This is a genomic window from Melittangium boletus DSM 14713 (assembly GCF_002305855.1).
In the GTDB taxonomy this organism is placed as follows: domain Bacteria; phylum Myxococcota; class Myxococcia; order Myxococcales; family Myxococcaceae; genus Cystobacter; species Cystobacter boletus.
Window position 1 is genome coordinate 930,616 of sequence record NZ_CP022163.1, and the last position, 22,085, is coordinate 952,700.

The window sequence follows — 22,085 nt, forward strand, 5'->3', positions numbered from 1 at the left end:
CTAGTAATCCAGCGCCAGACCGAACATCCAGTACGTGTCGGAGAAGTTGAACCCCTTGCCTCCGAAGTTGTTCACTTTCGAGTACGTGTACTCGGCGAACAGGTAGCTGTGGTTGATGCCCAGGTCCGAGTCGAAGTCGCGCGCCAGCCGCGGCTCCAGCACGTCCAGCAGCAGGGACAGGCCCAGGGTCACATCCCAGCCCAGCTTGCCGCCCGAGCCCTTGGCCGTGGCCGTCTTCTCGGTCTCACCGCCCTTGGTCACCCACCACGGCACGTAGACGAGTCCGGGCTTCACGTAGGGCACCAGCGGAACGCCCCACTGGAACGCCGGATAGTCGAAGCGGTAGACGCCGCGCAGGTGCACGGGCAGCACGTGGAAGCCCGAGCGCTCCACGCTCTTGCTCCCGTCCTCCAGCAGGGCGTAGCCATACTTCTCCGCGTAGCCCAGGCCCAGGCTCACGCCCGCCGTGCCGATGCCCTGGTAGAAGAAGCGCTGGAACTCCACCTCGAACAGCAGCAGGTTGCCGCCGCCGAACACCTTGTTGAAGGGCGAGCCTTCGAGCCCTTCCTCCGCGTCCAGTTGAGGCCGGTAGCCACCGGCGCGGAACTCCACGGAGCCCCGCCGGGGTGACTGGGTGGGCACATCCGACTGCACCTGGGCCTCGCCGGGGAGCGCGGCGAGGAACGCCGCCACACCGAGGGCTACTGCTCGCGCCATGAACGATTTCTCCTTGAGGACAACCAGAAACCCAGGACGGCCAGCACCGCGCCGCCCGCGACTCCACCGCCCACCGACCCACACCCCCCCGTCTCCTGGCCCCCGCCCTCTCCATACAACTCGAGGAAGCCGAAGGTCTTGGTGGGAATGACCTCCACGGTCTCGGACGATTCGCTCACATTGCCCGCCTCGTCGGTGGAGTAGGCCTGGAGCTGGTAGGTGAGATTGTTCTCCAGGCCCTCCACCTGGATGGGGCCCTTGCCCACGGCCTGATTCACCCGCCGCACTTCCGTCCCGCCGAGCGACACCACGAGTTCCTCCGTGGCCGCATCACTGGCCGAGGAGAGCGAGACGCGCACGGCGCCATCCAGTCCCGCCACCGAGGCGAACGAGGGGGGCGTGGGCGGCTTGCCGTCGTAGACGACCTTGGCGGCCGTGGCCTTGAGCACCGTGCTGCTGCACGACAGGTAATCCACCTGCGAGGTGGCGCCACACACGAGGAACGTCTTGTCGTCCTGGAGGCTGCCGCACCCCGCGCCCGCGTCCCCGGTGGGAAAAGGCAGGCTCGTGAGATCGAAGGTGAAGGTTCCCGTCGTCGCCGCCGTGAAGACCGTCTGCGACACATCGGCCAGTGACACATCTCCCGCGCTGGAGTCCGGCTCGGTACCGCAGGAGCTCTTCGAGCTGAGCCACACGGACAGGGCCCGGCAGGGCTGGAGGCTTCGCGTCCAGGTCACGGACACGGTTCCGCCTCCACAGCCGCTCTTGCCGAAGCGCAGCGTGTCCTTTTGGTTGTTCGTGAAGGTGAACTGCACCTGCGCGGACGCCGCGGACGACAGCAGCAGGGCGACGGTGAAGAGGAAGGTACGCATGGGTGGCCAGAAGGGTAGCAAGCCAGGGGCCAGGGCGAATCCGGCCCCGCTCCCTCCGGGTCCGGACAGCGAGGGCCCCCCCCACCGTCAAATGGGCAGGGGTGGCCCCCCAGGGGCTTGCCAAATTGTCAGGCGGGCCGGTCCGCGAGCCGTGCCCCGGCTTCCACCAGGTTGAGCGCGGCGCCCCGGCCCGCGTTGTCCACGGTGGCGAAGAGGGTGAGCCACTCGGGGGCCTGGGGGAAGGAGCGCAGGCGGCCCACATGGACGGTGGGGTCCGCGGTGACGAGGCTGGGCATGGGGTAGACCTTCTCCCCGGGGGAATCCAGCACCTTGAGCGAGGGGGCGCCCTTGAGCGCGGCGCGGGCCTGCTCCACCGGGGCGGGCTTCTTGAGCCGCACCATCAGGCTCAGCCCATGGCCATGGAAGGTGGGCACCTGCACCGCCGTCCCCGCCACCACCGGCACCTCGCCCCGGGGCGCGAACAGGCGCGCGCACTCCAGCGTCCAGCCCGCCTCTTCCTCCGTCCACGGGGAGTTGGCCAGGAAGGGACCCACCTGGGGCACCAGGTTGAAGCCCACGCGCTGGGGAAAGAGCGCCGCCTCGGGCTCGCGGCCCGACAGGAGCGCCGCGGTCTGCTGCTCCAGCTCCCGCACCCCCGCGTTGCCCCCGGACGACACCCCCATCAGGGCCGTCACCTGCACCTGGGCCACGCCGAACGCCCGGCGCAGCGGCTCGAGCACACACGCGATCGCCGTCGTCACCGCCGAGGGCAGGGCCACGACGCGGCCCTTGAGGGGCGCATCCAGGAGCTCGGAGTTGAAACCCGGCAGCACCAGCGGCACGGAGCCGTCGGAGCGGAAGGCGGAGCTCACGTCCACCACCCAGGCCCCGGCCGCCTGGGCCACCGGCGCGAGCGTGCGCGACACCTCCGCCGGCGTGGCCAGGAGCACCAGACCCTGGCCCTTGAGCGCCTCGGGCGTGGCCTGCTCCACCTCCAGCGTCTCCTCGCCGTAGTCCAGCTCCTCGCCCGCGGAGCGCTCCGAGGCCAGGAGCGTCAGCTGCTCGGCGTCCACGTCCCGGTCGAGCAGCGCCGACAACACCTCGCGGCCCACCACGCCCGTGGCGCCCACCACGGCGATTCGCAGGTTCTCGTTCATGGCGGACCCTTTACCTCAGGCCCCCCGCGAAAGGGTGGCGTCCGGGTAGCCCTCGATGAACGTTTGGTTCTTGAGGGTGTTCTCGTGGGAGTCCCCCGGACGACGTGGGTGGAAGAAGGCCGTGCGAGTACAGCTCATGACACGGAGGAAAACGTCGGCTCATGGATGGAAGGACCGTGAAGGCCCCTGGCGCGACCCTTCGGCGAGCAACCCCCCGCCAGGGATGCTACGAGGGTCCGCCTCGCACACATCGCCCCGGACCGCATGCTCACCCATCTGTTGTGCGCGACCCTCCTCGGAGCGGCCTCCGCCGCCCCGGTTGACTCCGTCGCCCCCCCTTCCGAGGCGCCCGCGCCCCGCGCCTCCGTTGCCTCCCGAGCCCCGCTCGTGGCCGGCGTCGGCGCGAGTCTCGCGCTCACGGGCACGCTCATCTGGCTGGTGGGCAACGTGGGCGAGGGCGTGGTGGCGTCGGCCCCGCTGAGTCCGGCGGAGATCCAGGTGAAGCGCTGGAGCCTGCAACAGACGCAGTTGGGCGGAGCGGGCCTGGCGCTCTTCGGCGTGTGCGCCGTGGGAATCGCCGCCGTGATGTGGAACTGGGATCCCCCGCCCCCGGGCAGGGTCTCCGCGACGGCCCTGCTGGTGCCGGGAGGAGGAGCCTTCGCGCTCTCGGGGACGTTCCCGTGAGCCGGAGCGTGCCGCTGGCCGTCGTGCTGGCTCTCTGGGCCACGCTCGCTCCCGCCGCCCCCCTCCCACTCGTGCCCGAGCCCGTGGCCGGCGAGAAGGCCCTGCCCGCGGACGCGCCCCTGCGCCGCGACTACGTGGTGCCCGCGCTCGAGGGCATCGCGGTGAACCTGGGCATCTTCACCTTCCACAACCTGCTCACGCTGGAGCCCTTCGCGCTCATCTCCTGGGACACGGTGAGCAGCCACTTCGACGGCCGCAATGGCTGGACCTTCGACGTGGACAACTTCATCGTGAATCAGTTCGCGCACCCGTACCATGGCTCCATCGCCTTCGCGGCGGCGCGCTCCTCGGGCGTGCCCTTCTGGCAGTCGGGCCTGTACACCGTCGCCTCCAGTCTGATGTGGGAGTACTTCGCGGAGAACGAAGCACCCGCCATCAATGATCAAATCACCACGACTCTCGGGGGCATCTTCCTGGGCGAGGTGCTGCACCGCACCTACCGGGTGATCATCCCGGACAGCGGCGGCCGGGTGAGCCCCCTGCGCCGCCTCACGGGCGTGCTGATCAGTCCGGCCTCGTCCCTCAACGATTGGTTCTTCGGCGGAGAGGTGTCGCCCGGGGACATCGACCCGGCGCCCCCCCTGTTCTTCACGCTCACGCCGGGAGTGAGCTTGATGACGCGGTTGAGGGAGCAGACGGACAACGGCCCCATCCTCGTGCTCGATCAAGGCGCCCAGGTGTCCCTGTCGGCGGAACTCACCTATGGGGCCCTGGGAGATCCCCAGTGGCGCTACCGCCGCCCCTTCTCCTATTTCGACGCGAGCGCGAGCATCACCATTCCCGGCACCATCATGGGGGACCTCTACATCCGGGGCCTCGCGGTGGGAGCCCAGTACGGAGGCGCGTCAAGCCGGGTGCACGGACTGTGGGGCCTGTTCGGCCTCTATGACTTCGGCGCCAACAACATCGTCCGGGTGTCGTCGGTGGGCGTGGGCCTGGGCACCACCCTGCAGGTGTACCTCGGCCGGGGGGTGTACCTGCAGGGCAGCGCCATCGTGGCGGGCCTGGGCTTCGCCGCGGCGGGCAGCCTGGGACTCGAATCGAAGCTCGTGCGCGACTACCACATCGGGCCCGGCGTGGCGGGCATCCTGGAGGCGAAGTTCAGCCGCCGGGGCCTGGGCATGCTCCGGATGCGCTCCAGACAGTGGCAGGTGAACGGCGTGTACAGCGCGCCCCGGGGCTTCGAGGCCATCACCTACGTCACGTGGGACGGACGGGTGAGCGTCGGGCGGAACCTCGCGGTGGGGCTGGAGATACCAGTGTCGTTGCGCGCCTCCGACTTCGGCCCCGAGGCCACCCGGCTGATTGGTGGCGGCGGGCTGCGGCTCACGCTCAGCTACATGCCCGACGACAGCTTCGGCGTGACGGGGCCCGGACTCAGTCTTCCTTGAGACGAGCGGTGGGCGCGGGTCCGGGCAGCGGCGGGAACTTCGGGTTGCGCTCGGGCTCCGAGGCGCGCACGTAGTGCGGCTCGAGGGCGAAGAGCTGCTCCAGCGATTGCGTCTCGGGCAGGTGGATGAGCCGCGCCAGCGCCACCGCGGACGGGAAGGACGGCGCGTCGAGCAATCTCGCGGGCGCCACGCCCAGGCGCTCCAGGGCCGCGCGGTACTCGGGCAGGGCCGGCCCCAGGACGAGCGCCTCGGGCTCGGCGGCCAGGCGCTCCGCCACGGCCTCGGGGCTCATCGCCTCCTCGGGTCCCAGGGCCTCCACGCGCGAGCCCACCCGCCGGTAGGGCCCCAGGTAGAGGTCATCCTTGCGCGCCACCGCGAGCGAGAAGAGCGGCGGTCCCTCGGGTCCCTCCAGGGCCACGGCCGCGAGCGACGAGGCCCCGGCGACCTTGAGGCCCGCCGCGTACGCGAGCCCCTTCACACACGACAGGCCGATGCGCAGCCCGGTGAAGGAGCCCGGCCCCAGGCCGATGCCCAACCCTTCCAGGGACGCGAGCGCCACGCCGTGCCGCGCGAGCAATTCGCCCACCACGCCGGGCAGCGCCTCGCTCTGCTTGCGGGGCGGGGCCACCACCACGTGTTCGAGCACGCGAAGCCCCTCCCCCTCCCGCTCCACCAGGGCCAGGGACAACGTGAGGGTGGAGCTGTCGAGCGTGAGGAACATGGGGGAGGCTTCTACCCCGCCCGGGACTCGAAGGGGACGACGGAGAGCGACGACGTGCGCGCATCGCAGCGGTACAGGCGCACCCGCGCGAGCCCCTTCTTGAGCAGATCGAGCCGTTCGGCCCCGACCTGCGACACGTCCACCACCCGGCCCTCCACGAAGGGACCTCGGTCATTGACGCGCACTTCCACCGAGCGCCCGTTCTCCATGTTCACCACCCGCAGGCACGTGCCGAAGGGCAACGTGCGGTGCGCGGCGGTGAGCTTCTTCGGATCCAGCTTCTCCCCGCTGGCGGTGGGCCGGCCGTTGTATTTCGCGCCGTAGTACGAGGCCAGCCCCTCCTCCAGGTACCCCTTTGTGGAGGACGCGCTGTCCACGCCCCCCTCGCGCGCCGAGCGCGACGCACAACCCGCCGAGACCCACAGCCCCCACCCCACCGTCGCTGCCACGAACAACCGACGCATCCGGACCCCTCTAGCGAGTGATGTCGTTGAAGAAGGCCATTCCCATCAGGGCCATGAGCAGGATGAGGCCGACCACGTTGGCCATCTCGCGCACCCGGACCGGAATGGGCCGACGGCGAATACCCTCCCAGAAGGCCGAGAGCAACTGGAAGCCATCGAGGATGGGGATGGGCAACAGGTTCATCACCCCGAGGTTGATGGAGATGATGGCCATGAGGTGCAGGAAGCTGTCCCGGCCCTGCTCGGCGCTCTTCGAGGCGAGCTGGTACATCATCACCGGTCCACCGAGCGTCTTGGGCGACACGTTGCCGGTGATGAGTCCGCCGATGACCTTCACCATCTGCCCGACGATGCGGGGCACGACGACGACGGCATCGCGCATCGCCTCGCCCACCCCGACGTTCACCGTCACCGTGTCCTCGGGAGACAGCTCCGCCACCGAGGGAATCCACGGCCGCAGTCCCAGCTCCAGCCGCGACAGCTCCGTGCCGATCTCGTCCTTGCTCGTGCGCACGGACTGGGCGAGCGTCTGGGTGTGCTCCTGCCCGTCCCCGGCCGAGCGCCAGGTGAGCGAGAAGGGCTTGTCCTTGAGCGTGCTCAACTCGCCGGCCAGGACGTTGAAGGAGCGCAGGGGCTCGCCGTTGAAGGACACGAGGCGGTCTCCCGCCTGGAGCCCGGCCTTCTGCGCCGCGCTGTCGGGAAACACTGCGGCCACGTACATGTCCGAGGGCTCGGCGCCCAGGGCCGCGAAGCCATCCGCGCCCGGCTGCTTCGGCACCTTCACCGTGACGACGGAGGGCACATGGCCCGTCACCGCGCCCACCTCCACCGGCAGCGCGCGCTGCACGGTGAGCTCCAGCACGCCCTCGTGCTTCACCGCCTCCGCGTGCAGCGCCGCCTCGTCCAGGATGCTCACGCCGTTGACGCTCAGGACGCGGTCGAAACTCCGCAGCCCCGCCTGCGCCGCCGGAGAGCCCGGGGGCACGCCCACCACCGCGGGCCTGCGAATGGGCTGCACGCCAATCAGTCCCCGCTCCACCGAATCCACGGGGCTGGACTCGACGATCCGCCGCGGCGTCACGTGGACCGTCTGCGACTTGCCCTCGCGCTCGAGCGTGACGGGAATGGGCCGATCGAAGCGGCCGATGAACGCCTCGCGCATGTCCTCGAAGGTGCGGACGGGCTCGCCCTCCACGGCGGTGATGCGGTCTCCCGCGCGGATGCCGGCGGCGGCCGCGGGCATGGCGGGATCCACGAACCCCACCTTGGTGGACGTGGCCTCGCGCGCCCCCACGAAGACGAAGAAGTAGATGAGGACGGGGAAGAGCAGGCTCGCGCCGGGTCCCGCCGCCACGATGAGCGCGCGCTTCCAGGGGGGAGCATTGAGGAAGCCCCGCTCCGCGTCCCCGGGCTCCAGCTCCTCGTGAGGCGAGTCCCCCGCCATCTTCACGTAGCCGCCCAGGGGCAACAGCGCCACCTGGTACTCCGTCTCGCCCTTGGTGAAGCCGAAGAGCTTGGGGCCGAACCCCACGGAGAAGCGCAGAACCTTCACCCCGCAGGCCTTGGCCACGAGGAAGTGGCCCAGTTCGTGGACGGTGACGAGCACGCCGAGCAGGATGATGAAGAGGCCAAAACCTTGAAACATGGGCCCAACAGTAACCGTGGGACCCTGACACGACAATGCGCTTTGACTCCCGCTGTCCGACCGACCGGACACTCGGCGGGTACTACGGCAGCAGGCCCCTCACGAAGGTGAGGTAGACGAACACGAGGGGTGCGTTGAAGAGCAGCGCGTCGATGCGATCCAGGATGCCCCCGTGCCCAGGGATGACACGGCCGGAATCCTTCACTCCATATGCGCGCTTGAGCATGGATTCGCACAGGTCGCCAATGGGCCCGAGGATGCCGCCGAAAACGCCCAGGATGAGACAGTCCGCCGGGGTGAAGACGGGGAAGATGAGCCGGGCGATGAACATGCCACCCACCGAGCCCACGAGCCCACCGGCGAAGCCCTCCCACGTCTTGTTGGGGCTGACGGCCGGGTAGAGCTTGTGCCGGCCCAGGAAGCGGCCGGCGAAGTAGGCGGCGGTGTCGTTGGCCCAGGTGATGACGAGCGCGGCGATGACCCAGGCCATGCCATCCGGCAACAGGCGCACGGCGCACAGGGCCGTGAGCCCCACCGAGCCGTACAAAAACCCCGTCACCAGGTGGGCCACCCGCGTGGGCGCCTCCTGAAGAGGTCCGCGGATGAGGTGATAGGTGAAGGCGAAGAGCAGGTAGAAGGCCGTCACCCAGAAGGCCCCCTCCCCCGTGCGCTCGGGCGCCCTCACGGCCATGAAGGGCAGCAGCCCGGCGAGCACCATCCCCACCCAGGCCGCCGGCGACAGCGTCTTCTGGGTGATGAGATAGTACTCACTCGCGCAGATGGCCGAGGCCAGCCCCAACAACGCCGCGGTGTACAGCCCACCCTTGAAGAGCAGGAAGAGGACGATCGGCAGCAGCACCAGCCCCGATACGATCCGGATGACGAGGTTCTTGTTCTTCTCGTTCACGCCTTGGCCCGTTGGGAGTCTTCCCGCTTGAGCTGCGCGGAGGTGAGACCGAAACGCCGCTCGCGCTGTTGGTACTGCGCCAGACAGCGCAGGAACGCCTCGGTGCGGAAGTCCGGCCAGAGCACGTCGCTGAAGCACAGCTCCGCGTACGCCATCTGCCAGAGCAGGAAGTTGGACATGCGTTGCTCGCCGCTGGTGCGCACCACCAGATCGACGGACGGCAGATCATGCGTCCAGAGATAGGACTCGAACCCCTGGGTGTCCAGGTCCGAGGGCCTCAATTCGCCCCGGCTCGCGGCCTCGGCCACCCGGCGCGCCGCCTGGAGCAGTTCCTCCCGCCCCCCGTAGGACAACGCCAGCGTCAGCACCATCCCCGTGTTGTGCGCCGTCTCCGCGCGCAACCGCTCCAGGGGCTCCTTCACGAAGCGCGGCAGCTTGTCCACCTCGCCAATCGCGTTGAGCCGGATGCCGTTCTCCAGGATTTCCTCCCGCTCGCTCTCCAGGTACTCGCGCAGCAGGTCCATGAGCGCGGCCACCTCCTCGGCGGGGCGCGACCAGTTCTGCGAGGAGAAGGCATAGAGGGTCAGGGCCTCGAGCCCCACGCGGCGCGCGCAGCGGGTCACCTCGCGCACACTGGTGGAGCCCTCGCGGTGGCCCTCCATCCGCGGCAGGCCCCGCGTCTCCGCCCACCTCCCGTTGCCATCCATGATGATACCCACGTGACGCGGCAGGGGGCGTTCCCGCACGAGTCGCTCAAGCGCGGTCAGAGAAGGAGGTGCGGCGAGGCGGTCCATGAGGGTGCGCAAGATAGAGATACCACCGGGCCACGTCCACGGGCGCGTGCAGGAGCGGTCGTCCAGGGACCCCGAGCGGTCGTCCCGGCCACGGGAACGGTCCCCTCCACCCGGGAGGCGATTCCGGTTCTTCCCCATTTACAGCCCGGCTGGGAATCCCCCCGGGTGCCCCAGGAGGTTTGACCCCGGCGTGACGGACTCTCTAGGATCTTCCGCCGGATGCTTCCCACGGTCATCGGCCCCTATCGTGTCCTCGAGACGCTCGGCAGCGGAGGCATTGGGACCGTCTACCGGGCCCTGGATGGACGGTCCAACGAGCTGGTCGCCCTCAAGCTGCTGTCGGGCGGCCCGACCATGGACTCCCGGGCGGCGAAACGGCTGCTGCGCGAATTCGAGACCCTGGTGGACCTGTCCCACCCCAACGTGGTGAAGGTCTACGACACCGGGTTCTTCAAGAACTCCCCCTACCTCGTCATGGAGCTCATCGAGGGGCTGACCCTGCGCGACTACCTGGCGCTGCAGGGCTCGGACATGGCGTCGCCCCCGAGCGGCGCCCATCTGGCCTCGGCGGACGTCTCCGTGAGTCGGGATCCAGGATCCGACGACTCGGGTTGCCTGCCGTTCAATCTGTCGGCGTTCGCGGAGGAAGCACCCAGCGAGGAACTGGCGGCCCTGCGCCGGAGCCACTCCGACGCCGCGGCCCGGCGGCCCGTGGCGACGAAGTCCTCCTGGGAGGACTCGAACTCCTACTCGAGCGACGCGGATCCCCTGGACTTCGAGCCTCCCGACGAAGAGGACTCCGGCGATGCGCCGGGCAAGAGCGAGAAGGTCCAGCGGCTCGAGGAGCTCAACCGGCCCGAGCGCGTGGGCCGGCTCAAGGACTCCCTGCTCCAGGTGTGCGAGGCGCTCGCGTACATCCATGCCCATGGCCTGGTGCACCGCGACCTCAAGCCCTCCAACATCATGGTGGACGAGGACCGGCAGGTGCGGCTGATGGACTTCGGCCTGGCGAAATTCCTCGCGGACGACGCGGGCATGACGCTGGAGGGCCGGCTGGTGGGCACGTTCCGCTACATGCCGCCGGAGCAGATACTGGGCGAGCCCCTGGACGGGCGGGCGGACCTCTACAGCCTGGGCGTCGTCCTCTACGAGCTCCTGACGGGCCGGCCTCCTTTTGACGCCAGGACCCCGGTGAACTTGTGGCACAAGGTGCTCGAAACCGAGCCCCCGCCCCTGCTGGCCCTCAACCAGAGGGGAGATCCCCAGCTGGCGCGGGTGGCGCATCGACTTCTCCGCAAGGAGCCGGACGACCGGTACCAGACGGCGGAGGAAGTCTACGAGGCACTCTCCGAGTGAACGCGAGCGCGACGACGCACACGCTGGTGGTGGAGCAGGACAAGGTGGGTCAGCGGGTGGACCTCTTCATTGGAGAGGCGCTGGGGCTGTCGCGCGCGAAGCTCAAGAAGCTCTTCGACGCGGGCGCGGTGAAGGTGGACGGCCGGGCGGCGAAGAAGGGCCTGCTGGTGGCGGCCGGACAGCGCATCAGCGTGGTGGTGCCCGAGGAGCGGCGCGAGGTGGTGCCCGAGCCGGACGCGCCCCTCGCGGTGCTGCGCGAGGACGACACGCTCGTGTTCCTGGACAAGCCCGCGGGCACGCCCTCGCATCCGTTGCAGCCGGGAGAGACGGGCACGGTGGCCAACGCCCTGGTGGCGCGCCACCCCGAGTGCGCCGGGGCCTCCGAGGACGAGCGCGAGGGCGGGCTGTGCCACCGGCTGGATATCGAGACGTCCGGGGTCATGGTCGCGGCCCGCACGCGCGAGGCCTGGACGGCGGTGCGCGAGGCCTTTGGCGGGCGCTCCGTGGACAAGCACTACTGGGCGCTGGTGACGGGACCGCTCGCGGACGAGGGGGAAATCGATCTCCCCCTGCGCCACCACCCCCGGCATCCGGACCGGGTGGAGCCCGCGGTGGAGGGCGGCGAGGGCGCGCGGGAGGCACACTCGGAGTTCCGCGTGCTGGCGCGCGAGGGTGAGTACAGCCTCGTGGAGGTGCGCATCTCCACGGGCGTGCTGCATCAGGTGCGAGCGCACCTGGCGGCGGTGGGCGCCCCCATCGTGGGCGACACCCTGTACGAGGGCCGGGAAGAACCGGGCCTCGGCCGCTTCTTCCTGCATGCCCGGGCCCTGGGACTCACCCACCCGGTGACGAAGAAGCCCGTGCGCGTGGAAAGCCCCCTGCCCCCGGAACTGCGCGCCGTGCTGGAGCGGCACGCGCTGACCGTCACGGGTTGAACCCCATCAACGCGGAGCGCCCTCGGCGTCACACTGGATCAAGGCGGTACGCAAGGCGTCCACGGTGATGCCTTGCTCGATTCGCGCGGGTCCCCGGAAGGAATGCCACGCGCACTTCCATTCGAACTCCAGCACCGTGTGCGGCCCAATTTCGAGGATCAGTTCCTCCCCCGGCGCGGAGTCGTGCGGAGAGCACCCCTCCATCAGCGGAGGCTTCGGGCTCGGCAAGCCGGTCCCGAAGAAGCCCGGGCCCAACCACCAGCCCAGGTCGTCCTGCGGGGAGGAGCAAGGACATCTGATGGGCGACATGGATGGTGAGCGGTGCTTCCCGGAAAGCCGTTCCTTTTCGGGCCGTGAGACGGAAATGCGCGTCTTCACGTGCGGTGTCCCGACACTCCAATACTCCACCTGGCAATCGGAGCGAGAGGTTGTCTCCTTGACAGGATCGGGAACGGGCTCGCTAGCGAGAGAATACCCCCCAGTTGGAGCCAACATGCTGGCCATCACGACAGTACACAATCGTATCCCTCGTCTGGATTCCCACATACGCACCTCCCATCATCCCACTGTGAAACTGAAATGTGGATGACGGTCATCCCCTCGGCAAGCATGGCTTCCCGTCCAATGGACAAACACCCCATGGGACACCATATGTGCTCTTGAATGACCCACCCACGAACAGGGCTCTGATAGCAGTGAAAGGGCTGCGAATACCTGGAGCGAGGGAAAGGCAAGCGAGCGGTTCTTCCTGGAGGCGGAAGCGCGTCTGCCTGATGATGGCGTGCCTCTTGATCGTGTGCGGGCAGGCGCGGAACTCCATCGCGGGCGACGTCCGTGGCAGCCCCATCTGGCCCGTTCCGGTAGCGACCTCGCGCGCCACGCTCGTCCCCTGGGGGGACGGGCAGCACGTCTGGGTGGTGGATGAGCAGGGTGCCCGCGTCGTGGACCGGCAAGGACACCGCACCCACGAACAAGGCTCCTGGCTCGCGGCCGGCTTTGGTGTCACGTCATGGATTCCTACTTCCATTCCAGGAAGAGCATGGGTCCTCGCGAGCGCTCATCCGACGGGAGGCTCTTCCAATCAATCACGGCTCTACCTGGTGGAAGCCGGACAAGGCCTGGTGACGGGGCATGTCGTCCTCGAGGCGGAAAGACTCACGCACTTCCAACAGCAGTCCTTTCGCTCACCCGCGGATGTGTATCCCAGATACATCTCCTCGGCTCCAAAGGAGCCGCATGAGCGGATTTGGATGGAGATGCGGCACGCGGGCTCGGACCTCATCTGCGTGGTCGATGCGGAGGGCCACGTCACGCGCGTCGCACCCACCTCGACCCTGGGCATACCAGACGACGAGTCTTTTGAGTGGTGGCAGGTCGTCCCCGTGGGAAAGGGGCCCAGGGCCTGGCTGAAAGGGAGCGGACATCTGTTCTTCCTGGATGCCGAGGCCCGGCCCGCTCGGGGAAAACCCATGTTGAGCGGAGAAAAAGACCTCTGGGTCGTACCAGGGCCCGATGGGGTGCGAGCATGGGTGATGGCGGAAGTGCGCCCCCCAGGGAGTTACAGCACGAGGCGGCAGCTCTACATCCTTGATCCGCGAGCGCCTCCTGGCACGAAACCAGCCCTCCTGCTGAAAGGGGCGCCCATCCGGCAGATCGTGGGCAACGAGGATGGAAGCAAGGCTTGGGTGGCCGGTTCCTTGAAGAGTGCGGGAGAAGGTGGACTTTATCTCGTGGACATCCACGGGAAGTCGCTCTTCCCCGGGGGCCCTCTCTTCAAGGGACAACAGGTGCTCATCTCCAGGACCCAATCCGGCCGGCTCTGGGTATTGACCAAGGCCGGAGGCGTCTTCCTTTTAGATGCGAATGGCAAGCGCCTCGCCGGACGGGAAGGATTGCTCTCGCGGCTCGTGCAGGAGAAGGACGGGCTGGATGAGTTCATCACCTTCCCCATGGGCGCGGAAGACCTCTTGGTCTCGACGGACAAGGTCGTTCATTTGAAGCACGAGGAGGCACGGGTAGAAGCCATGCCCTTGATGGAAGGCACGAACGCCTCGGTGCTGGGTGTCGAGCCCGAAGGCACGGGCGCCTGGATTCAGAGCGAACGCGACAACACGTTGTACTTCGTCTCCCTGGAAAAGCCGCACTACCTCGAGGCCTCTCCCGTCATGAGGGACGCTGAAGCGTCGCTCGTCATCCCCACGGGAGAGCGGATGCGAGGATGGATTCAGACAGGTCCCGCCAGCTTCGCCACCGCTCCCCTGGAGAAGATGAGCGCCACCTTGAGACTCCAGGGTGGCACCCTTCGTGCCGGACCTGGCGGAAGCGTCTCGATCGACGGAAGACTCGACTTGAGGGCCGCGCTCCGGGAAGACGATGCGGGAAGCGTGGAACTGCGATGGCCGATTCCCGTTCCCGCCGACAAGGTAGGAGGACGCCTGGAAGTCACCCTGTGGGACAGTGGCAGGGCAAAGCCCCTCGTGGCGTCGGTGACCCGCCAATACGCTCCGGGCACGCCTCCACCCAAACTCAACTGGTACCTGGATGAGCGCTCATTCGGAGCGCGCCCCCTCCAGGTCGTCTTCCTGTATCAGGACGCCTTGGGGACCTATGCCCGGCTGGCGGTGAGCAACGTGCTCTTCCAGGCGCCGCTCATCGAGCAGGTGTGGTTCCGCACGATGATTGCCTGCATCCTGGCGACCCTGCTCTTCGTCCTGCCCTTGCTGTTGATCCCTCGCCAGCGTCCGACCCGGCGCTGGATTCCCTTCCTGAGTTGGAGCGTGAACGTCCTGGGAGGCAGTGGGCTGTTCTTGGCCGGCATGGCCAACACCTGGAGGATTCACTTCCCCATCTTCGTGGGGGTGCTCTTCCTCGAATTGCTCCTGGGTCTCGTGATGGGGCTCGTCTCGCCCGCGGCCTTCCGGCTGCTGGCCTCCACCCGGCCATTCTGGTGGCTGGTGCCCGTGGCGCTCGGACTGCCTTCCACGCGCAGGCGTATCCAGGCCGATTATGTGGCGCATGTGGGCCGCAAGGTGGAAGCCTGGCGCCGTCAGGCCAATGACGAGCGGTATATCTCCATACCCGTCCACTTCCGTGAGGGGACGACGCAAGCGCCGCTCGCGGAAACGCCGACGCTCCCCACTCTCCTCCACCGGACCCTGGAGAAACCGGAGGAGCGCATCGTCCGATTCCTCACCTCGCCCGAGAAGGGAGGCAACGTCCTCATCGAGTCACCGGGAGGACGCGGCAAGAGCGCGCTCCTGCGAGAGGTGGTGCGCCGGATGCTCTCGGACTTCGTGGAAGACCCGTCCAAGCCCTTGCCCGTGCTGTGTGACGGACGAGGGGGAGCGCTCGATAAGACCGCCCTCCAGGCACTGGCGGCCAATCCCCTTCCGAAAGACATCCACGAAGTCTTGTTGCTGCGCGGGGACTACGTCCTCGTGGTGGATGGATTGACGGAGTCGGCGCTGAGCACCGACACATTGAGGGAGTTCCTGGATGGCGGGTATGGGAATTCCGTGAGGCTGCTGCTCACCTCGCGGCCCCACCTCGGTTTCCGGCAGGTCGTGGAGAGTTCCAGTCACTGGATGGTGGCGGAGCCCAGACGCCTGGATGACGAAACCCTGGGCCGATTCGTCGCGGCCTATGCTCCCGAGAGGCACCAAAAGGCCGAGGAGGGCCTGGAGGCGTGCCGGGGAGTCGATGGCACCTACCTCCCCATCCTGGTCCGGCTGGCACTCCTGTTCGGTCATGGCTCGGAGGGCGTCGCCGCGCTCTACGAAGCGGCCTTCCGGGGTCTCCTGCGCCAACAGGGAGCATCGGGAGGGGAGGACTCGAAACTGTTGGCCTGGGCGGGGGATTTCTGTCTCCGGACGTACTGGGCTCATGGCATTCGCGCGCTGCGCTACCGGAACGCACCGGAACAGGAACAGATGCAGAAGCTTCTCCAGGCCGGACTCCTCGTTCCGGAGGATGCTTACGTCACGCCAGGCCAGCACCCCGGACAGGTCCGCTTCTTCCATGATTCCATGCAGAGCTTCCTCACGGCCCGCGGACTTTTCACACAGGAGCATGATCAGGCGACATGGGACTGTCTCTGGCGCGCCGCGGCCGATCCCCTCTTCTCCACGGGTCCATCCGAACGCGTCTCCGGAGCGGACTCGGAGCTGTTCCAGATGTGTTTGCAAGTCTTTGGCCCCGAGGAGAAGCTCCGGCGCGAACTCCGCAGGCAACTCTTGACGTGGGCCGTCCTCCATGACGCGGACCTCTCGAAACGGGACATCCTGAGCGCCGTACCCAACGACAGACGGCCTCGCCTGGAGGCGTTGATCCACACAGGCACCGAGCTGTCTCCACGCAGCGTCTTGGGAGCGGCCGTCTCCATCTGCCAGGAGGACCTCACCCGCCTGGGGACGCTCTACATGCGCATGGCCCAGAGGCTCTGGCCCTGGCACCAGCAAGAGTCGCGAGAGGAATGGGAACCCGAGCACGCGCAGCCAGGGGTTCACTAGCCTACTTGACGATGATCACCTCGAGGTCGCCGTGGCGCCGCAGCACGTCCACCCCGGCGCCCGTGTCGTAACGGTGGAAGACCAGGTCCACCATCGCGTCGCCCACCTGCATCCGGTCGATGCGCACCTCGTCCAGGAAGGGCGGCAGTATTGGACGGTTGAGCTTCAGGCGGCGATGGGGCGCGTCCAATTCGAGTCCGAGACAAGCCCCCAGCAGCATCAACACCGACCCCGCGGCCCATGCCTGCGGAGAGCAGGCCACGGGATAGAGCGTGGGGCCCTCGCCCGCCCGGCGCACGAAGCCACAGTAGAGCTCCGGAATGCGGCGCAGATCGAAGGTCAGGCTCGCCTCGAAGAGGGCCTGGAACACCTGCGTCGCGTGCTCCATCAAGCCGTATCGGGCGAACCCCGCCGCGATGAGGGCGTTGTCATGAGGCCAGATGGAGCCATTGTGATAGCTCATGGGGTTGTAGAGCGATTCTCCCTCGGCCACCGTGCGAATGCCCCATCCCGAGAAGAACTCCGGCTGGGTGAGGGTGCGCGCGATGCGCCGGGCCCGGTCCTCCGAGGCAATGCCCGTGTAGAGGCAGTGCCCCGCGTTGGACGCCCTCACCCGGCACGGACGTTTCCGCCCATCGAGCGCCAGCGCGTAGAGGTTCAAGTCGTCACACCAGAAGACGTCCTCGAAGCGTTGCCGAAGCCGCTCGGCATCCGAGCGCCAGCCACGCCCCTGCTCCGGGCGGCCCAGCGACTCGGCGAGCTCCGCCATGCTCTTCAATGCCGCATAGGCATAGCCCTGCACCTCGCACAGGGCGAGCGGGCCCTCGGCCAACGTCCCGTTCGCGTGGAAGACCGAGTCCCAGGAGTCCTTCCAGCACTGGTTGCTCAGGCCCCGCTTCGCCCGCACGGAGTACTCGAGGAAGCCATCCTGGTCCAGGTCTCCCCACTCGCGCATCCACCGCACGGCCAGCTCCAGGGAAGGCCACAGCGATTCGATGAGCGCCTTGTCCGCGCTCGCCTGGTAGTAGGCGCTGGCGAGCATCAGGAACAAGGGCGTGGCATCCACCGTGCCGTAGTAGCGCCCGAAGGGAATCTCACCCAACGCCGCCATTTCCCCCCGGCGCATCTCGTGGAGAATCTTTCCAGGCTCCGCGTCGCGCTCTGGTTCGAGGGCCCGTGCCTGGGTCGCGGCCAGGAAGCGCAGCACCCCCGCCGCCAGCGAGGGTTGCAGCCAGAGGGCCTGAAAGGCGGTGATCACCGCATCGCGCCCGAAGGGGGTGCTGTACCAGGGCACTCCCGCGTAGGGGTAGAAGCCGTGCTCGGTGCGGGTCGTCATCATCCGCAGGTCCGCCACCGAACGATCCAACCACTCGCTGAACAGGGTATTGGAGGTGAAGAGCCGGCATTGACGCTCCACCAGCTCGTCCCGGGCGTGGACCTCCCCGAGCAGGGCCTCATCGTAGGACGGGAGTGTCGCGGCCGGCTTGTCCGCCGCGCACGCCACCGTCACATAGAAAGACTGTTCCTGATGCGGCTCGAGCCGCACCTGGAAGTGAAACGACTGTGCGTCGAGTTTCACGGCCTTGGGCTGGCAAGACACCCGTGTCGTGCGTTGCACCTTGTCCAGACCTTGATAGGCAATCACCACCGCATCTCCGTCCACCCGGGCCGAGGGCTCTGGCCTTGGATGATCCCGCCGGGTGCCACGCACCTCGAAGATGTCTCGGAAATCCGCGTCGAACTCCAGGGAGAGTTCCAGCGAGGCGGGCTCCTGGCCGAAGTTCTGGACGCGCAAGCGTTCGTGACAGGTGCCCGACCCCAGGAACCGGGCGCGGAAGATATGAATGCTCCCGTGGGGAATCACCACCTTGCCGCCCACCCGGATGTCGGGATTGGTGAGGTCCACCGCCAGGAGGGTGTTGCCTTGCACCACGCTGGAGCTCAGCAGCAACGGCCGCTGCCCATTCACACGCAACTCCAGCCTGGACAGGAAGCGCGTTCCCTCGTGATACACGCCCTGCTCCTGCCGGCCCAGCGCGCGGATGTTGCCGCTGCGATCGAACAGGGCGAAGGTGTCGTCGCACTTGAGAACGCGCGAGAGTTCGTCATGAGCGGCGGTGGCCAGGATGTAATACTGATCCTCGACTCGGATGATCTCCTTCATGGCGCAACTCCCCACTCCACCGGCCGCTCATGGGAGAGCAGTTCCTGGTAGAGCATCACGTAGTCCTGGGCCATGCGGCGCGCGGAGAAGCGTCGCTCGAATTCCAGCCGGCACTGGTAACGATCCAGGCAGGACAGGCGCGCGCCCGCCCGAATCGCTCCGTCCAGATCGTCCACGATGAAACCCGTGAGACCGTGCTTCAAGATCTCGGGCACCGCGCCCCGGCGAAAGGCAATCACCGGGGTGCCACACGCCAGCGCCTCGATCATCACCAACCCGAAGGGCTCCGGCCAATCGATGGGAAAGAGCAGCGCCATCGCCTGGCCCAGGAAGTCCGCCTTCTCGTCCTCGCCGATCTCGCCGATGAACTCCGCCCCGGGGCCGCGCCTGAGCAACGGCTCCACCTCCGCCTCGAAATAAGCCCGGTCGGGCGTGCCGAGCTTGGCCGCGATCCTCAACGGCAATCCGAGGGCCTCCGCGATGTGGATGGCCTGAACCACCCCTTTTTCTGGAGAGATGCGCCCCAGGAAGGCGAGGTACTTCCCCGGCTCGGGATGGAACGGGTACAGCGCCTCCGGAAGCCCATGGTGGACGGTGCCCAACCAGTGGGCCCAGGACAGGGGCTCGCGCTGATCATCGGAGATGGACACCAACGGCATGTCGCGGAACTCGCGGTACAGCCCCTTCAAGCCCGGCAGGTCCAATCTCCCATGCAGGGTGGTGAGTTGGGGCAACCGCAATCGGCGCGACAGCGGGAAGTGCACGCACTCGGTATGGAAGTGGATGACGTCGAAGCGATAGGCCTCGGAGAGCACCTGCTCCAGCATCAACGTCAGGTGGGGCAGCGGGTCATGGAAGCCAGAGCCCGCGCGCAGGGCGCGTGCGCAGGGAGAGACAAGCCTCGCCCGGGTGAGGGAGTCACCACTCGCGAACAGGGTGACGTCGTGCCCTTGCTCGATGAGTTCCTCGGTCAGGTAGGCCACTACTCGCTCGGTCCCTCCATAGCGCCTGGGAGGAACGCTTTCGATCAGTGGTGACACCTGGGCAATGCGCATCGGTAGGACCTCGTCCGCATCCGCGATGACGTTGCGGTGGACCCGGGCCCATGGCCAGTGCCCCCAGGTTCAGGTCCGGGGCGCGACAGGGATACGTCAGAGCTTCGAGGAGATCGCCCGCCAGGCCCTCCTACTGCCGGGTGAGCGAGAAGTCGTCGAAGGCCGCCCAGTTGTTGGCCGCGGCGTTCGAGTAGACCCCCAAGGTGACCGTGCCGGAGGTGACGTGGATGTTGTCGATCGTCAACTGCCTCCACGTGGACACCGACGCGGTGGAGCCCAGGTCCACGCTGTACAGGGTCGTGTTCCCGCCGTGGTTGCTCGCCTCCAGACGCAGGTTGGATTGTCCGCCCCCCGAGCGCACCCAGACGCTCGCGCGGTACGTGCCATTGGGCACGGAGACGTGCTGATACGTCGTCTGCTGGTAGGCGCTGCCCGAGTAGTGCGTCAGCTTGTAGGCGCCCGTGCGGGGCGTGTCGGTGTCCGCCTGGTGCACGTCCGTGGCCTGAGAGGCCGGGTGCCAGCCAGACCAACCGCTCAGGCCACCGGACTCGAAGCCAGGGTTGGGCACGAGGTTGGAGGGGACGGCGCCCGAACCGAACTGCACCCAGTTGAGGTTCGTGCTCCCCCGGAAGACGACGTAGACATCGCGCACGCCCGAGGCACCGGTGATGGACGCGCTGTTCGTCGTCCACGTCTGCCAGCCCCCCGTCACGTTGCTCTGGAGCGTGCCGAGCAGCGGGCCCGAGGCGCTGTCGGCGCGGAACTCGAGCGAGGTGGCCGAGCCCGCGTTGGCCGTGCGGGCACTGATGGTGGTGATGTTCGTCAGGTCGACGTTCTTGAACAGGAGGTAGCTGCCCGCGGAGGTGAAGCCCACGTTCTTGCCGCCTCCGGCATCCGTGGTGTTCTCGAGCCGCACGCCCTTGGCGTCCTGGAAGGCCGAGGCGTACAACCGGACGCTCGCGGGGATGATGGTGTGGCCCGCCTGGGTCCCGGACCACTTGAACGTGGCGATGGAGGTGGCCGGCAGCGTGTACTCCAACGAAGAGCCGCCCCACTTGACCGCGAACGTCGAGCTCGTGCCGTTCTGGTTGTACACGATGAGTGACTTGGAGCCGTCCGGGTTCTTGAACGCGACGTTGTGCAGGCCTTGCGCGTAGCCCGTGGACGCGATGCGCCGGGCCCCCGGGGTGACGAACTTGCTGATGTGCCCCATCGCGTAATACGTGGGCGTGTAGGTCACCGTGCCGTTGGCCTGATTGACCGTCACCATCGCCGTGCACGTCGCGCAGCCGCCGTTGGTCGGGCCGCCCTGGGTGTCGAGCACCATGTTCCAGTCCGTGTACGTCTTGGACCAGTTGCGGAAGATGGCGATCTCGTTGGTGATGTTCGCGTCGAAGATGTTGGGCAACCACGTGCCGCTGGAGGCCTCGGTGAAGTAGACATCCTTGTCCGGGTACTGATGGTGGATGTCATTCATGGCGGAGACATCCCCCCCGTAGAAGTGCCACGCGGAGCCCGCCAGGTAGCGCGCGGACGAGGCATCGCTGTACAGCGTCTGCATGTAGCCGGGTTGGTCCCAGTTGTGGTCGTAACCGAGGATCTTCGTCTTGAGACCGTGGCTCTCGAGGGTGGGCCCGAGGTTGTATTTGATGAAGTTGGCCGCGTCCGTCGCGGACAGGTACATGGTGGGGTAGCCCGGCACCTGGTGCAGCGGCTCGTTCTGGACGGTCAGGGCGTAGATGGGCACACCGGCCGCCTCGTAGGCCTGGATCGTCTTGGCGAAGTAGAGCGCGAACTGGCCGTAGGCGCTGGTGTTCAACGTCCCGCCGTTCATCGAGCCACTGGACTTCATCCAGGCGGGGGCACTCCAAGGAGAGATCATCACCTTGAGGTGGGGATTCAAACCGAGCGCCTGTTTGACCAGTGGGAGGATGTACGCCTCATCCGGGGCGATGGAGAAATGGGACAGGTTGGTGTCATCCCGCTGGCCGGCGGGCATGTCGTCGTAGGAGTAGTTGCCGCGAGCCGAGAAGTCGGAGGCCCCCATGGGCTGGCGCAGCCAGGACACCCCGATTCCGTTGATGGGATCGAACAGCCGGGTCATCACCGACGCCTGCGTGGCGGCGTTCAGCTTGTATTTGAGTAACCAGGCCGAGGAGTCGGTCAGCGAGGCGCCAATCCCCTCCATGGATTGGTAGGTCACCGTCTCATCCACGAAGATGGTGTTCTTCCCCACGCTCGAGTCCGCCGCGAAGGCGACATTGCCCTGCTGCTGCAAGGCCTGGGAGAGGTCCTTCCGGGTGATCCAGACGCTGGTGCTCTCTCCCGCGGCCAGGGCGGACGAGCCGATGACGAGTCCCGCGAACGGCACCACTCCCCATGCGAACAGGGAGAGCCGGGAAGAACGCTGGAGGCCTTTTGTCGTCATGGATGTTCGTCCCTTCAAAGACAACATTCTTCCGAGGGCGTGTCCGGGGAGGGCTCGGACGCCCACGCGACTCATGACGGAAGAGACCAAGGCTCGCGGGGGCGAGTTGGCGAGATCTTCTCTAGCGCAATTCGACAATCCCGACTAGGCAGAAGAAGCAGGTTAATCTCACTTAACCGGCTTTTGACGCATTTCGCCGCCCCGCCCTGGGTGCGAAAGGTAGACGA

General features: G+C 67.4%; 16 protein-coding genes. 5 read left to right on the top strand and 11 right to left on the bottom strand.

What is annotated here, in order from left to right; genetic code table 11:
• The 3 genes from MEBOL_RS03850 to MEBOL_RS03860 all read right to left on the bottom strand — a co-directional run bounded on the left by MEBOL_RS03850 (position 1) and on the right by MEBOL_RS03860 (position 2,746).
• Positions 1-717 (bottom strand): MXAN_2562 family outer membrane beta-barrel protein, encoded by a 717-nt coding sequence (locus tag MEBOL_RS03850; RefSeq protein WP_095976133.1) that lies wholly within the window; start codon positions 715-717, stop codon positions 1-3.
• Complete coding sequence (locus tag MEBOL_RS03855) at positions 702-1,589, bottom strand: MXAN_2561 family MXYO-CTERM-anchored protein (protein WP_157774742.1); 888 nt, start codon at positions 1,587-1,589, stop codon at positions 702-704. The genes MEBOL_RS03850 and MEBOL_RS03855 overlap by 16 nt, the downstream gene beginning before the upstream one ends.
• A gap of 128 nt (positions 1,590-1,717) precedes the next feature.
• Positions 1,718-2,746 carry an aspartate-semialdehyde dehydrogenase gene (locus tag MEBOL_RS03860; RefSeq protein ID WP_095976135.1) on the bottom strand — a complete coding sequence of 343 codons (1,029 nt, stop codon included), beginning with the start codon at positions 2,744-2,746 and terminating at the stop codon, positions 1,718-1,720.
• A gap of 264 nt (positions 2,747-3,010) precedes the next feature.
• On the opposite strand from MEBOL_RS03860, the gene MEBOL_RS41780 reads away from it, so the two are divergent.
• Both MEBOL_RS41780 and MEBOL_RS41785 read left to right on the top strand, forming a co-directional pair.
• On the top strand, positions 3,011-3,430 hold the full coding sequence (locus MEBOL_RS41780) for a hypothetical protein (RefSeq protein ID WP_170115438.1): 420 nt from the start codon (positions 3,011-3,013) through the stop codon (positions 3,428-3,430).
• On the top strand, positions 3,427-4,881 hold the full coding sequence (locus tag MEBOL_RS41785; protein WP_170115439.1) for a DUF3943 domain-containing protein: 1,455 nt from the start codon (positions 3,427-3,429) through the stop codon (positions 4,879-4,881). Before MEBOL_RS41780 ends, MEBOL_RS41785 begins: the two co-directional genes overlap by 4 nt.
• Here the strand turns inward: MEBOL_RS41785 and tsaB are convergent.
• From tsaB to MEBOL_RS03890, 5 genes are all read right to left on the bottom strand, one after another.
• Positions 4,868-5,602: a tRNA (adenosine(37)-N6)-threonylcarbamoyltransferase complex dimerization subunit type 1 TsaB gene (tsaB, locus tag MEBOL_RS03870; RefSeq protein ID WP_095976137.1), complete on the bottom strand. Its 735-nt coding sequence runs from the start codon at positions 5,600-5,602 to the stop codon at positions 4,868-4,870. The two genes, MEBOL_RS41785 and tsaB, sit on opposite strands and share 14 nt — an antisense overlap.
• Positions 5,603-5,613: 11 nt before the next feature.
• The gene (locus MEBOL_RS03875; RefSeq protein WP_095976138.1) at positions 5,614-6,066 is read right to left on the bottom strand and encodes a septal ring lytic transglycosylase RlpA family protein; all 453 of its coding nucleotides are present in this window, start codon (positions 6,064-6,066) and stop codon (positions 5,614-5,616) included.
• Between the two features lie 10 nt (positions 6,067-6,076).
• A complete protein-coding gene (gene rseP, locus MEBOL_RS03880) occupies positions 6,077-7,711 on the bottom strand; it encodes an RIP metalloprotease RseP (RefSeq protein WP_095976139.1) in 1,635 nt (544 codons plus the stop codon).
• Positions 7,712-7,793: 82 nt separating this feature from the next.
• Complete coding sequence (locus MEBOL_RS03885; protein ID WP_095976140.1) at positions 7,794-8,618, bottom strand: phosphatidate cytidylyltransferase; 825 nt, start codon at positions 8,616-8,618, stop codon at positions 7,794-7,796.
• Positions 8,615-9,412 (bottom strand): undecaprenyl pyrophosphate synthase, encoded by a 798-nt coding sequence (locus MEBOL_RS03890; protein ID WP_095982573.1) that lies wholly within the window; start codon positions 9,410-9,412, stop codon positions 8,615-8,617. Before MEBOL_RS03890 ends, MEBOL_RS03885 begins: the two co-directional genes overlap by 4 nt.
• Before the next feature lie 219 nt (positions 9,413-9,631).
• Here MEBOL_RS03890 and MEBOL_RS03895 point away from each other — a divergent pair, with 219 nt between their 5' ends.
• The 3 genes from MEBOL_RS03895 to MEBOL_RS03910 all read left to right on the top strand — a co-directional run bounded on the left by MEBOL_RS03895 (position 9,632) and on the right by MEBOL_RS03910 (position 16,211).
• Entirely contained in the window at positions 9,632-10,768 is a 1,137-nt protein-coding gene (locus MEBOL_RS03895) for a serine/threonine-protein kinase (RefSeq protein WP_095976141.1), read from the top strand.
• Positions 10,765-11,703, top strand: a complete 939-nt coding sequence (locus MEBOL_RS03900; protein WP_095976142.1) for an RluA family pseudouridine synthase — start codon at positions 10,765-10,767, stop codon at positions 11,701-11,703. The genes MEBOL_RS03895 and MEBOL_RS03900 overlap by 4 nt, the downstream gene beginning before the upstream one ends.
• 1,730 nt (positions 11,704-13,433) lie before the next feature.
• A complete protein-coding gene (locus MEBOL_RS03910) occupies positions 13,434-16,211 on the top strand; it encodes an NACHT domain-containing protein (protein WP_218920875.1) in 2,778 nt (925 codons plus the stop codon).
• Position 16,212: 1 nt separating this feature from the next.
• Here MEBOL_RS03910 and MEBOL_RS03915 read toward each other — a convergent pair whose 3' ends face one another.
• The 3 genes from MEBOL_RS03915 to MEBOL_RS03925 all read right to left on the bottom strand — a co-directional run bounded on the left by MEBOL_RS03915 (position 16,213) and on the right by MEBOL_RS03925 (position 21,858).
• The gene (locus MEBOL_RS03915) at positions 16,213-18,375 is read right to left on the bottom strand and encodes an amylo-alpha-1,6-glucosidase (RefSeq protein WP_095976145.1); all 2,163 of its coding nucleotides are present in this window, start codon (positions 18,373-18,375) and stop codon (positions 16,213-16,215) included.
• On the bottom strand, positions 18,372-19,430 hold the full coding sequence (locus MEBOL_RS03920; protein ID WP_095976146.1) for a glycosyltransferase family 4 protein: 1,059 nt from the start codon (positions 19,428-19,430) through the stop codon (positions 18,372-18,374). Before MEBOL_RS03920 ends, MEBOL_RS03915 begins: the two co-directional genes overlap by 4 nt.
• 130 nt (positions 19,431-19,560) lie before the next feature.
• Positions 19,561-21,858, bottom strand: coding sequence for a carbohydrate-binding protein (locus MEBOL_RS03925; protein WP_095976147.1), 2,298 nt, complete (start codon positions 21,856-21,858; stop codon positions 19,561-19,563).
• Between the last annotated feature and the right edge of the window lie 227 nt (positions 21,859-22,085).